Below are 12,756 nucleotides of genomic sequence, written 5' to 3' on the forward strand. Positions count from 1 at the left end.
TTTCTGTGATGGTTTTCTTAGGGTCTGTAAGTCTCTCAGACGTAGGAGCTTAGTTACATTCCTGTTCGGAGTGTTTGCACGCTGCGCAGCGGCGAAAAGTTCGCGTCAGCACCATTCCACTTCCTGAGGACGGTTTCCAAGGCGGTTTTCGCACCGGCTTTATCCCCAATCTGGAGGTCGGCCTTGGCGAGATTAATCTGCGCGAGGCAGAGAAGTGGGTCATTCAGAACGAGGCCTGGGCTAGCTACGATCTTGTGGAACTCGGCTGCAGCGCGAGCGCCTTGTCCCAGGGACAGGTAGGCTTCCCCACGCAGGAAGACCGGATACAACGGCAAGCTGAGTTCGAACTGCGCGGCTTCTTGGAGCAGGTCGAGTGCTTGTTGTGGATGCTTGTTCGCGAGAGCGATGGCCGCACGAACGGTGGGGACGTAGCTGTAACGGACGATGGTGTCTTCGGGAAACTTGTGCGCAAGTGCGTCCGCAATGTGAGCGGCTTCTGTTGTGTGCCCGGTTATGGCCAGAGCCGTTGCTGCGGCATACATTACATATCTGCCGGACGACAGCTGAAGGGCAGAGCGTGCCTGACGGACCGCGTCGTCTGAGAAACCGTACAGCGCGTTGGTCAGTGATGCGTTCACCAACAAGTCAGCTTCCATGTCGCGCCGGTTTCCGTGCCGTGCGAGCTGCAGGGTTTGCTCGTGTAGCGCGCGCGCCTGCGCCAGTCTTGCGCTCTGAGCAAGTGTCGCCGATTGATAGAACAACAGCCACGGGTTGGTGGGCGCAGCGTCCGCGGCCCGTTTCATCCCATCGGTGTCGCCTCGTAAAAATGCGATGCGATATCGGTCCGTGACAAAGCTGGCGAGGTACAGGTTTCGCTGCGAAGCCTGAGCCAACACCTGCTCTGCTTCCGTGGGCCTGTTCAGAGCAATGAGATTCGTCGCTGCGTTGCGATAGCCGACAACGAAGTCTGGATCAATCTCAATTGCAGCTTTTGCTTCCGCCAATGCTTTCTCATGCTGACCGTAGGCGGGATACACCAGGGCAGAAAGAAAGTTCCGTGGGTACACGTCACGCGGGTACATCTGAATCCACGCGTCGCAAGCGGATCGTGCTTTTTCGAGATTGCCGGTTACCAGCAGATCGTACGAAACATCGATGGAGAAACGTTCCCGCTCACTTGCACGTTCGCGCAGGTCATATGCCCGTTGCGTGCTTTGTATGGCGAGGGTTTCCTCGCCCAGGTCGGCGTACATTCGTCCAAGCCAGACATGCGCCGCCGCAAACTGCGGGTCGGTGATGGTTGCCTGCTGGAACAGAGGTAACGCAGCTCGGCTGCCCTTTGTGTTGAAGGTGTTAACACCCTTGCTGAAGGCTTGCAGCGCTTCCAGCGAAGGCGTCGTAGCTTCCGCCAGTGGTGTATCGAAGTCCTTGATGGTTGCGCTGGCTTCGCCGATGCGGGTTCGGAAACGCGTAGCTATTTGTGTGAGGGCACCAAGTGCGTCTTCCTTCCGGGCGATCTGAATTTGTTCGGCATCCAACTCTTCGCCCGTGCTGCAACGTCTGCCACGCAGTGCGATGACATATTCATTTCCTAGCCTGGAGATCGAGCCATCCAGGACCACGTTGCCACCAATGCGTTGGCAGACTTCACGCCCGATCTCAGGAGTTACGCGTGCACCTGAGGGCATATTCATCAACTTGATTGTTTTGCGGATTTGCCCGTCACTTGCGAGCCGCAGCACTGGTGACTGTTCCAACTGCACCAACATGCCCTGTCGCAGCGCTTCGTCGAATACCGGGTCGCCACTGCTGTTGTTGAAGTCTGCAAGGACAAGCGTATCGGTGGTGCTGAAGTGTGGGAGACGATGATTGCGATGCTCGATGAGACCGACCACTGTCGCCACACATATGCATGCAGCTATTGCTACGTATGCGGGAATTCGTGTGAGGAAACGTTTGGGGCGAGGTGTTATTTCTGTCGCAGACGATGTTGCTCCCGGAACATCTGCAAGAGGAACTTCGGGTGGCGCTGGAGCTTGTTGAAGTGGTTCAGTTGGCGCTACAGTCGTCTGTCGAATCTTAACTGGCGCGATGAATCGGTAGCCACGGGTGGGGACGGTCTCAACGTATCGCGGAGCACGCGAGTTATCTTCGAGAGTCTTGCGGATCAGTGCGATCGCGCGGGTCAACGTCGTCTCTTCGACGTAGGTCTCTTTCCAAACTGCTTCCAGGAGAGCCCTCTTCTCCATCAGCCGTCCCTGGTTTTCTACCAACACCAGCAGAACGCTAAGGGCACGCGGCTCCAGAGGAAGGCGTTTCCCACCTCGCTCGAGTGAGAACTCCTGCTCATTCAGTTCGTAATCGTCAAACAGATAGAGCAAACACAGCTCCTGCGTGCTCACACCGACGAAGCAAAAAAGGCTCAGGCGGAACAACGCACGGGTTGAGATTCCGAGACCAGAGTACTACGGGAGCGATTTAGCCAGTTTCCGGCGTGCAACGGCGGCACAACGGCGGCGGAATCACGGGCATCTACCAATGTCGAGTAACTGACTCAGGGTAGATAGCAATGAAGCGTGCAATTCGTGTGGCTTGTCTCACAGCTGGATTGATGGTTTTGGGAGGCGTGTTTACGCGCTCGTGGGCCGACGATCCTGTGAAGTTTGATCTGGCTGGCCCCAAAGTGGATGTGCATGTGCAGCGTGGAGGTGTGACGCTGCCGATTGCGCAGGTGCCGAATCTTCAGGCGGGCGACAAACTCTTCGTCAAAGCCGATCTGCCTTCGACACAGTCGAATCATCTATTGCTGATTGTTGCCTTTCTACGCGGAACTACGAATGAGCCGCCGGAGGATTGGTTTCACGAGATCGATACGTGGGACAAGAAGACGCGGGAAGGCACGACCATTGTTGTGCCTGAAGGCGCGGAGCAGGCACTGATGTTTATCGCACCGGAGACGGGCGGGGATTTTAAGACGCTGCGTGGTGCGGTGCGGGGGCGTCCTGGGCTGTTTATTCGCGCGGATGCTGAGCTGAATGAGGCGTCGTTTGAGCAGCAGCGAGTACAGCGCTATCTGGACGCGATGAAGAAGGTGGATTCGAAAGATGCAAAGGTGATTTCAGATCAGTCATCGAAACTTGCGACGACGCTGGGACTAAAGCCGAATCCGGATTGTTTCAAGCAGCCGGTGTCGCAACAGGTGACGTGTCTGACGCAAGGTACGGCTCCGTTGTTGCTGAATGATGGGCACTCAATGGGCGTGACGGAGACCATTTCGTCAGGCACTGCGCAGGATCTGGCAGCCAATGCTTCGTATACACCGCAGGCCGGTGCGGGGTTGTATTCCGCGTATGTGGGTGTGGTGATGGATGCGATCCACATTGTGAGTTCGCTGCGGACGGCACAGTACCAATACATTCCTGCACTTGCGACACCAGATGGCACAGCACTGAATCTGAAGCTGAACGCACCAGTGTCGTTCATTAATCCGAAGTCGGTTGTAGTGATTGCACTGCCTGCAGTACAGGCGGCGAAGCTGCCTCCATTAAAGGTGACAAACGCCGATGTGATGCCGTGTTTGAAGAACCCGAAGATGGTGATGCAGATTGAAGGTGCTCCGTTGGTGTATTCGACCGCGCTTGCGCGCGACCTGGTGCTGCACCTGAACCGGACAGGTAACGCGACGGATCTTCCGCTTCAAGCGGATGCCGAGCAGGGTGGGCTCGTGTTCGCTGCGCCGAGTACACGGAAGCAACTGGATGATACGAGTGCGAATGATGCGATCAAGCCGGAAGGCAAGCTGGGTTCGGATACAGATCTGACAATCACGGGAACGATCACGGGGTTCTGGGGCTTCGATCACTTTCAGGGTCCCACTGTGACGCTGCAGCAGGTGAACGGTAAGGACTGGAAGGTCGTTGGGAATCCACAGTTGATGGCGGGGCAGGACAGCAAGCTGACGCTGACTGGGAATGGAACTGCTTGCGTGGAGCACATCGCATTGAATCCTGCACAGGGAGCGAAGGACGCCAAGGATGTGGATGTGAAGTACGAGCAAGCAAAGGGCGATGGCGGCAAGCCGCAGAAGAATACGCTCGCGTTGAATGTGTCGTTGAAGAATGTGGAGCCGGGCGGATATTCGCTGGGGATTAAGCAGTTTGGTGATGCCAACGAAGAACGCGTGCCGTTGACGGCGTATAACGCGGAGATTCGGCTGGATGCCATCAGGATGCATGCGGGTGACCAGACGGCGGAGCTTACGGGCAAGGGGCTGAGCAGTGTGGTTTCGCTGGAGTTAGATGGGCAGACGTTTACTCCGACCGCGGGCAGTAATGATGCGACGGTGCATCTGGAAGCGAAGGCAGGCGTGACGCCGAAGGATGGCGAAGAGGCGAAGGCGAAGCTGAAGGATGGACGCGTGTTGCCAGTGAAGGTGGCGGCGTCGGAAGCGAGGCCGGGACTGACGCTGGTGTCGATGAACGCGACTCCGATGCAGGACGGAGGAACGCTGCCGGTGGTGCTGAGTGGCAAGGATGAGATTCCACTCCATGGCAAGCTCACCTTTGTGATTACGACGAAGGATGCGTTTCCCCCTACGCAGAAGATTGAGGTGGCAACCGATAAGGAGAGCTTTAAGACAACGCTGTCGCTCGCAGAGAACAACCTGGTGCTACAGGATCAGCACACAGCGATTGCGACACTGGAGCCGTTAAAAGCATTTGGGCAGTCAGCGTTTGGGCCACTTGCGATTCGGCCGATAACAGCAGATGGGACCACGGGCGATTGGATACGACTGGGTGTATTGGTGCGTACGCCGGAGATCAGTGATGTGAAGTGTACGACTGCCGATGCACCGACGTGCACGGTGGGCGGGAAGAATCTATTCCTGGTGCAAACGTTTGGAGCTGGCAAGGACTTTGCCAAAGCAGCGGATGTGCCAACGGGCTATGCGCAGGGCGAGTTTGCAGTGCCGACACCTTCGGATGGTGCGACGCTGTACCTGAAGTTGAGGGATGATCCTGGGGCGGTTGCGACGATCAAGCTGCCATCACCGATGCATGCGGCTGCGGCACCAGCATCCGTCGGAAGATAGGCAACCGACATGAAGATCCTATAAAACCAATCCACCCCCTCTTCAGTGAAAAGCCATGCGCTTGCAGCAAGGAGCGCCACGAAAAAAAACCAACTGCTCGTTCCGCTCTTGCGTCCTCGCCTCTTCGAGAAATATCGAGAGCCTTGTAAAGAGGCGCGGACGCTTTAGAGAGTTATTGTTCCCCCATCAGAACCTCACCTTGTAGCGAAGTGATTGATGTCCTTGATCATGCTGTGCCCAGAGCTTGTTGGGTTGGATGCAATAAGCTTTGGGTCAAATCGACAAGGTTATTCAGTTCTTCTCGAAGCAGGTTTTGAACTGTTTCACGATTTGATGGATCCCCAAGAGGAAGCCTCATGTTGAGAATGCATCCTCCGCCGATGCGGTGAACGAGGCGGATGACAGCACCAACCGTTTGGCCACCGGCAATCTCTCTCGAGAACTGAGTGATCATCGCCACGCGAGAGGTTTCGACACGGATCTCGAATGCAGTGTCGTTCTTTGTGACATGCCATGCTCCCTCATCGCCAGGCTCTACACGGTCCGCGAACGCTGGGGCCCAATGTGGGAGAAGTTCGGGTTGCTCCAAGACTCTCAGAATCTGTTCCGGAGCAATGCCCGTTTCTAATGTGCCTTCGACAGTTGCATATTCCATTCATCCCTCCACTTTTGCGACCAAGACGCCTGAGCGAGCATCGATTCAAGTAAATCTGAATCGCTTCGCCTCGAAAGGCCGCTTTACTAATGCAAAGATTAAGCAGAATGAGAAGATGAGACTTGAATAAACTGGCTATTGTGCAGCCCGAACCATTCCAGCTCTATATGTGGACAAAGCGCTTGCTCTTGCTTGCACCCGCATACGCTTCGGAGTTGCATAGTCACCACTTCGCGCAAATTGCACTCGGTCTTGACGGGCCAGCGATCTTCGAAACGAAGAAACGAGTCAGGCACACCTCGGACTTAGTTCTGATCCCGCCAGATCTTCCTCACGCCCATCCAGCCTATGGCGCTTCGGTCATATTGTTTGTTGAGCCAGAGAGCGTAGAGTGGGCGAACTTCCCCGAGCGACATGCTGAAGACATTGTCGCCTTACCGTTCCGAAGTAGCTTGCGATCCGCCGCACGAAGAATTGCAAAGTGTGATCCTGTGGCAGCAAATGCCTTCGTCGAAAACGTGATGGGCAAGTCTCCGTGCTCGGAATCGGTCTTCGATCCATTGATCTCGGAAGCGTGTAACCTGATCCACCTAAATCTTGGAAGAGCCATATCCTTAACAGCCCTCGCGTCGGCGGTCCATCGTTCACCCAGCCGCTTCGCACATCGATTCAAAGACGCTACTGGAGTTCCGCTTCGGCGCTACATCTTGTGGTGTCGCATACGTGTCGCTGTCGAAGCCGCCGTGCGCGGATCCAGCCTGACTGAAGCAGCGTATGCTGCCGGATTTTCGGATTCTGCGCATCTCTCACGAACTTTTCGCTCCACGTTTGGAATCGCTCCATCGCTGCTCTTCAAACGCGATCAGTTGCGTGTCACGTTTATGGAGTAGATGAACTTCCTTGGCACGCTTGTACATTTGACCCGACCGACAAATCGCAACCCACGATGTGGCGCATTCCCGCATACGGTGAAAGTCTTCCGATCGTCACGCCGGGTTTTGATGTAACACAGCACGGTAGCCGCCTGCCGGCGACCCGCTTCCTTCGACATAACTCGACCGAGTTCACGACCCAGTTGTCGGGACAGCCTTGAAGCCACTCTGGCTGATCTCTGCGAACGTTGCGTTCAACCTCTAGCTAATCGCACGTAAAGTTCGTCGAGTGTTTAGTTTCGAAAGTGAACGCCTTGCGACTGCAGGTAGTGCTTGCTTTCCTGCACCAGCTTCAAGGGAACGAACGACTCTTTGCCGTCGTAGTCGAGTTCCACCATGATCATGCCCTTCAGCTTGCGGCCTGCCATTAGATCCAGCACTGCTGGTACGTTGACCTTGCCCTGTCCCAGCGGGCAGTAACCGGCGAAGTGATCGTCCTTGCCGTTCCAATCCTTCAGGTGCATGTGTTCGATGATGGGAAGGAAGTCGCGAACGACTGCGGTTGCGTCGGAGCCACCCTTTGTGAGTTGGCCAATGTCGGGGCCGAAGCGAACATATTTGGTGTTCACGGAATGGAGAATTTCGTAAGTTTCGTCCTTCGATTCCACGCAGGTTCCGGTGTGCTGATGCAGCGCGGCGGTGATTCCGATGTCGGTTACGGCCTGGCAGATTTCATTCAGTGAATCCACGATGGTCGACTTGTGCTGAGAGAAGTCATACGTCTTTCGATCCACTGCATTGGGCCCGATGACGGCAACGCGTCCGCCGTATTTCTTAACGATGCTTGCCCAGCGTACGGCCTTGGCAATCTCTTCTTTTCTTGCCGAAGCATCGGTCAGGTTCAGGGCGCAGTACGCAGAGATTAATGGGAGAGAATGCGCCTTAAGTACCGCGCCCAGACCGCCTGGCTGTTGCTCCCAACGTTCCAGTACCTCGCCGAATGTTTCGAATCCGTAAAAGCCCTCGCCACCGATATCAGCGATTGCCGTCGCGACATCTTTGTTGGACCACGTGATTGCTGTGTGTCCTACAACGATGTTGCGCTTGCGAGGTGATGCGAAGAGGGAACCGGGGTTAAGTGCTGCAAGGCTGGCAGTGAACACGGCTGACTTGCAGAACGTGCGGCGGTTTAACTCCATGCTGTTTCTCCAGTACCGCCGGCATTTTGACCGGCGTGAATGCTATTCGGCCTGATCTTTATGGAACGGTTGGTGTGGTCGTGGTGTTCGGGCTCGATGTTGCAGGAAAGCTGGACGCAAGATAGCGGCTGACTGTGACGATCTCTTCATCGCTCAGTTCCGCACCTCGATTCACCATTTCATCTACTGTGGCTGACCATTCTGCGGCGGTGGCACGCTTGCGAGAGATCGTCCCCGATGTGTGGCACGTGGTGCAGGCGCGCTGAACAACAGCCTTTCCTTCACCGGGTGGGAGATCGGACGAGGCAGTCTGAGGCGCCTGAGAATGCGCATAGGTGCTGATACACAGAGTGATTATCAGCAGAGATACCCCGCACAGCCAAGCCCAAAAGGTCACCGGTCTGTGCGGTTTCAGGTGAGGTTTCCTTCGATCTGATTGGGGAGAATCTGTCCGTCGACGCATTGAAAGCTCGCTTCTGATGAAACCCAATGGAAAGAATCGCGTACATGCTTGACTTTCCTGAACACGGAGATTTATACACTTGTTCACTCTCATTAAGCAAATAGCATTGCGTAATACGCAACAATGGGCTCTGTGGTTAACAAGTATTTGTTCTTCTTCTCCGTTCTGGCTCTGGTTTCTCCGATTGGTGCTCAGAAGGGTGCGGATTGGCCCATGTATGGTCACGACACATCCAGTACGCGCTTTTCGCCACTGAAGCAAATCAACGTGGCGAATGTGAGTTCGTTGAAGCTTGCCTGGAGCTTTGATATGACTGCGCCAGTGACAACACCCACTGTGACGACAGCGAGTGGAAGAAGGATTGTTCGCACATCGAAAACGACGCCGCTGGTGGTTGGTGACGTGATGTATTTTTCGACGCCGTTCTCTCATGTCGTTGCATTGCACGCCACCGATGGGACTGTGATCTGGGACCACACACTGCCAGCCAATCCGGCGTCGAGAGGAATTTCATACTGGCCCGGTGAGGGAAGTGATGGTCCTCGCATCTTCATTGGAACCTCCAACGGGAAGTTGTTTGCACTTGATGCGAAGACCGGTGAGGCGGTGAAGGCATTTGGTGAGGATGGTGCTTTGAATGTGCGCGTTGGTGTTGCGGATAAATATCCGAATGCACACTATGGCATCTCATCTCCGCCTGCGATCTTCAAGAATCTTGTCATTACTGGATGCCAGTTGCAGGAGATGCCCAGCAAAGGGCCGAGTGGTGACGTCCGCGCATGGGACGTACGAACGGGCAAACTGGTTTGGACATTCCACACGCTGCCGCGTCCTGGTGAAGCGAACCATGAGGTATGGCAGGAAGATCAATGGAAGGATCGCTCTGGGTTGAATGTATGGGGGCTGATGACGGTGGATGCGCAGACCAGCACCATCTTCATTCCTCTGGGAACACCTACTACCGACTTCTACGGTGGTGATCGTAAAGGGACGAATCTGTATGGTTCGTCGCTTGTTGCTCTGGATGTGGCGACCGGAAAGTTGAAATGGTTTTATCAGACAACGCATCACGACAACTGGGACTATGACATTACGGCTGCGCCTGTTCTGTTAGATGTTCATCGCCACGGTAAGGAGATCGAGGCCGTTGCACAGAGCACAAAGCAGAGTTTGCTCTTTATCCTTGATCGCAAAACGGGCAAGCCGATCTTTGATGTTGAGGAAAGGCCCATACCTGCGGATAACGTGCCACCGGGGGATGAACCTTCTCCTACACAGCCATTTCCGGTTAAGCCCGCGGCGTTGAGTCTGAATCATTTTGAAGGTACAGACGCCGAGATGGCGAAGTTGACTCCAGAGCACGATAAGGCTTGTAAAGACTTGCTTGGCTTGGAGGGCGGTGTTCTGATGGGAGGCCCCTATGCCGAATACGGTCCCAAGTTGCGTATCGTGTTTCCCGGATGGACGGGAGGCGGGAATTGGGGCGGAACTGCGTTCGATCCAAAACTTGGTTTGCTCTTTGTGAATTCCAAGAGTGAAGGCATGCTGAGCAAGTTGGTGAAGGAAAAAGACGGGACATATAGTCGTGTCGGCCCAGATCACCCGCCAGCCGGTGTCAAAGACCTTTTTCAAGTGGGACCCTGGCCCTGCCAGGCACCACCGTGGGGTGAGTTGAGTGCCGTGAATGTGAACACGGGTGAGATTGCCTGGCGCATTCCCTTGGGATCATTCTCAGAACTTGATGCAATTGGGATTCCAACGACTGGAAGAACAAATACCGGCGGTCCAATTGCAACAGCAGGTGGCCTTGTTTTTATTGCCGCCACAGAAGATCAAAAGTTCCGTGCCTTTGACGCGCACAACGGTAAGAAAGTTTGGGAGACAACTCTTAACTCAAACGGGTCTACTGTTCCAATTTCCTATCAAGGTGCGAATAAGAAACAGTATGTCGTCGTCGTTGCAGGTGGTGGCAATGGTTCCACGCCGGCTCATCCAACAATCTATGCTTATGCTCTTCCATAACCCTTTGACGAAATCACTTGGGTCGCAAGGCAAAGTTCGCAACAAGTCACGCTCATCTCTGGAGTAACTTCCTATGAAGCATCTCGCCACCTTCTTGCTATTCCTTAGTGCTGCATGCACCACGTTGAGTGCCGGAGCACAGTCCTTTCAGCCAGATATTCGGTATCAGAGCAACACATTGCATGCGTGGTCATCGACAGGGAGCGGATCATGGCAGCCAGAGGGAGATAGCATTGTCGGGCATGGGGGAGCGAATGGGGCATGGCTCCTTTCGGATAAGTCTTACCAGGATGTGGCTTTTTATGGTGAATTCCGCTGTGCCAATCCTTGTGATGCAGGATTTCTGTTGCGTGCAAAGCCGACTTCCGATGGTGGATTGAAAGGCGTTCTTGTTTCGTTCAGTGAGAGCTCGCTTCCGACATTTGCTGTCTCCATTGATCGCGATGGCAAGATCGTTCGCAAGGACTTGTTAGCCCGTGGTGGCTTGCTGCAGCGGGTTACGCCTCCTCCAGCAAAGCCTCAGACCGGAGGCGCTGCACGGCCAAGAAATGCGAACACTGTTGTGTTGCCTCTACATGCCCCTGATACTTCGTTAAAAGTCGGGGAATGGAACCGCGTTGAGAGTTTCTTCGATGCGAATACTGTTCGATCATTCCTGAATGATGGGCATCAGGAAGGCGCGATCTCCGAAGAAGGCTACGGACGCGTTGGGCTTTATGTAGGAAGTGGAGGCCAGGTCAGCTTTCGCAAGTTGGCCCTAAAGGATCTGAATCGTAAGGTCCGCGATGCGGAGAAGGTGGGCGATGGCTTTCGCAAGCAGAAGCTTAACGACTTCTATTATTCGTGGGGTACGGCTGCTGCTGACTTCAACCACGATGGCGTGCTGGACATTGTTTCCGGACCTTACATCTATTACGGTCCGGATTACAGAACGTCGTGTGAGATATGGCTGGCGCTTAGCTCAAATCCCACGACAGAATTTGCTACTGATTCGACAATGGAGTTTGCTGCAGACTTCAACGGCGATGGCTGGCCCGATGTTCTGACAGTGATGTTTGGTAATGGTCCCGGTATCCAGCTCTACATCAATCCCAAAGGGGAGAATCGTCGCTGGGATAAGTACACCGTTGGCTCGGCCGTACAAAGCGAGATTGCGGTTCTGCGCGATGTGGATGGTGATGGCAAGCCAGAGCTGGTGTGTTCCGGCGAAGGATACGTCCGTTATCTGAAGCCCGATGCTTCCGATCCTACAAAGCCCTGGACGATACATAACATCTCTGAAAAGGGATATGGCGCTTCACATGGCATTGGCGTGGGGGATGTAAACGGCGATGGTCGCATGGACGTCATCGATCCGTTTGGATGGTGGGAGCAGCCTGCGCAGAACGCTGCAAATGTGACCTGGACTTATCATCCGCAGGCTCTTGCGAAGTATGGGCGCGGCATGATGGGAGGCAGCGTTATGGCTGTCTACGACGTGAACGGCGATGGATTGAATGACATTGTTACGTCGCTGAATTCTCACGGCTGGGGACTTGCCTGGTATGAGCAGAAGCGTGAAAACGGAAACATTACTTTCGTGGAACACATGGTGATGGATGATTTCACAACTGCGAACGCGGGGAACGTCACCTTCTCAGAACTACATGGATCCGGCTTCGGAGATGTCGACGGCGATGGCCTGACAGATTTCATTGTGGGGAAACGATACTTTTCGCATCTGGATACGAACCTTGATCCTGATCCGCGAGACGCTCCGGTCCTCTATTGGTACAAGACAGTGCGCGATCCGAAGGCACCTGGCGGCGCGAAGCTTGTTCCTGAACTTATTGATACACACAGTGGTGTGGGGTCAGATGTACTCGCCGTTGACCTGAATCGTGATGGTGTTCTGGATATCGTAACGTCCACGCGTTTTGGAACAGACATTTACTGGAATACACGACCCAAACGACCGGTTCGCACAAAGGAAAAATAGATCAAGGCAGAGGCCAGCAAAGTCCTGGCGGGCCGATGGATGAGACTGTGCACACTTGTATTTTCGTCGTTACATTACCTCCTTTGAAGTAATGTAACGATACCAATTTCCTCGCAGACGATAGAGAGCCTGCGTGTACACGCGCTATTGGTATCGCCGTAGCAATTTCGGCGAAGATACCGATTGCTCTTGTGCACACGTGCGCGTACTGGAAGATTGCACACCTCTAAATCGCGGAGTGATTACAGCCGCTTTATCACCGTGGTACAGACACGAGTATTTCTCGTGATTACGAAAGCGGCTGTGTTTAGTCGCATGGAAGACGACATTTTGTTGCGCGCTATCAAGCGTCAGCAAGCATTACAGCAATCGTCTGAAAATATTTTTTAATCCTTGACGAATTCTGTTTGACGTTGCTAGCCTTTTCTCGTTCACGCAATAAGAAGTGCATAATACGCAACACGTAGTTGGAGGC

General features: G+C 54.3%; 7 protein-coding genes. 4 read left to right on the forward strand and 3 right to left on the reverse strand.

Features of this window, described 5'->3' with window-relative positions:
- Positions 1-53: 53 nt before the first annotated feature.
- Entirely contained in the window at positions 54-2,381 is a 2,328-nt protein-coding gene (locus M504_RS00555; protein WP_198137491.1) for a winged helix-turn-helix domain-containing protein, read from the reverse strand.
- Positions 2,382-2,569: 188 nt separating this feature from the next.
- On the opposite strand from M504_RS00555, the gene M504_RS00560 reads away from it, so the two are divergent.
- Positions 2,570-5,092: a hypothetical protein gene (locus M504_RS00560; RefSeq protein ID WP_156993372.1), complete on the forward strand. Its 2,523-nt coding sequence runs from the start codon at positions 2,570-2,572 to the stop codon at positions 5,090-5,092.
- 226 nt (positions 5,093-5,318) lie between these two features.
- Here the strand turns inward: M504_RS00560 and M504_RS00565 are convergent, their stop codons facing one another.
- On the reverse strand, positions 5,319-5,747 hold the full coding sequence (locus M504_RS00565) for a hypothetical protein (protein ID WP_047486778.1): 429 nt from the start codon (positions 5,745-5,747) through the stop codon (positions 5,319-5,321).
- Between the two features lie 521 nt (positions 5,748-6,268).
- Here M504_RS00565 and M504_RS22685 point away from each other — a divergent pair.
- On the forward strand, positions 6,269-6,637 hold the full coding sequence (locus M504_RS22685) for a helix-turn-helix transcriptional regulator (RefSeq protein ID WP_369792902.1): 369 nt from the start codon (positions 6,269-6,271) through the stop codon (positions 6,635-6,637).
- A 275-nt stretch (positions 6,638-6,912) separates the two neighbouring features.
- Here M504_RS22685 and M504_RS00575 read toward each other — a convergent pair whose 3' ends face one another.
- Positions 6,913-7,818 (reverse strand): sugar phosphate isomerase/epimerase, encoded by a 906-nt coding sequence (locus M504_RS00575; RefSeq protein ID WP_047486782.1) that lies wholly within the window; start codon positions 7,816-7,818, stop codon positions 6,913-6,915.
- Between the two features lie 586 nt (positions 7,819-8,404).
- Here M504_RS00575 and M504_RS00585 point away from each other — a divergent pair.
- Entirely contained in the window at positions 8,405-10,303 is a 1,899-nt protein-coding gene (locus tag M504_RS00585; RefSeq protein ID WP_052200154.1) for a PQQ-binding-like beta-propeller repeat protein, read from the forward strand.
- 73 nt (positions 10,304-10,376) lie between these two features.
- A complete protein-coding gene (locus M504_RS20960) occupies positions 10,377-12,281 on the forward strand; it encodes an FG-GAP-like repeat-containing protein (RefSeq protein WP_052200155.1) in 1,905 nt (634 codons plus the stop codon).
- The last annotated feature ends 475 nt before the right edge of the window (positions 12,282-12,756 follow it).

The sequence above is a fragment of the Terriglobus sp. TAA 43 genome, assembly GCF_000800015.1.
Classification (GTDB): Bacteria; Acidobacteriota; Terriglobia; order Terriglobales; family Acidobacteriaceae; genus Terriglobus.

What these genes read in the sequence shown, in the direction of transcription:
- M504_RS00560 (WP_156993372.1), top strand. Translation starts at nt 2,570, where the DNA reads ATGAAGCGTGCAATTCGTGTGGCTTGTCTCACAGCTGGATTGATGGTT.
- M504_RS00565 (WP_047486778.1), bottom strand. Translation starts at nt 5,747, where the DNA reads ATGGAATATGCAACTGTCGAAGGCACATTAGAAACGGGCATTGCTCCG.
- M504_RS22685 (WP_369792902.1), top strand. Translation starts at nt 6,269, where the DNA reads ATGGGCAAGTCTCCGTGCTCGGAATCGGTCTTCGATCCATTGATCTCG.
- M504_RS00575 (WP_047486782.1), bottom strand. Translation starts at nt 7,818, where the DNA reads ATGGAGTTAAACCGCCGCACGTTCTGCAAGTCAGCCGTGTTCACTGCC.
- M504_RS00585 (WP_052200154.1), top strand. Translation starts at nt 8,405, where the DNA reads ATGGGCTCTGTGGTTAACAAGTATTTGTTCTTCTTCTCCGTTCTGGCT.
- M504_RS20960 (WP_052200155.1), top strand. Translation starts at nt 10,377, where the DNA reads ATGAAGCATCTCGCCACCTTCTTGCTATTCCTTAGTGCTGCATGCACC.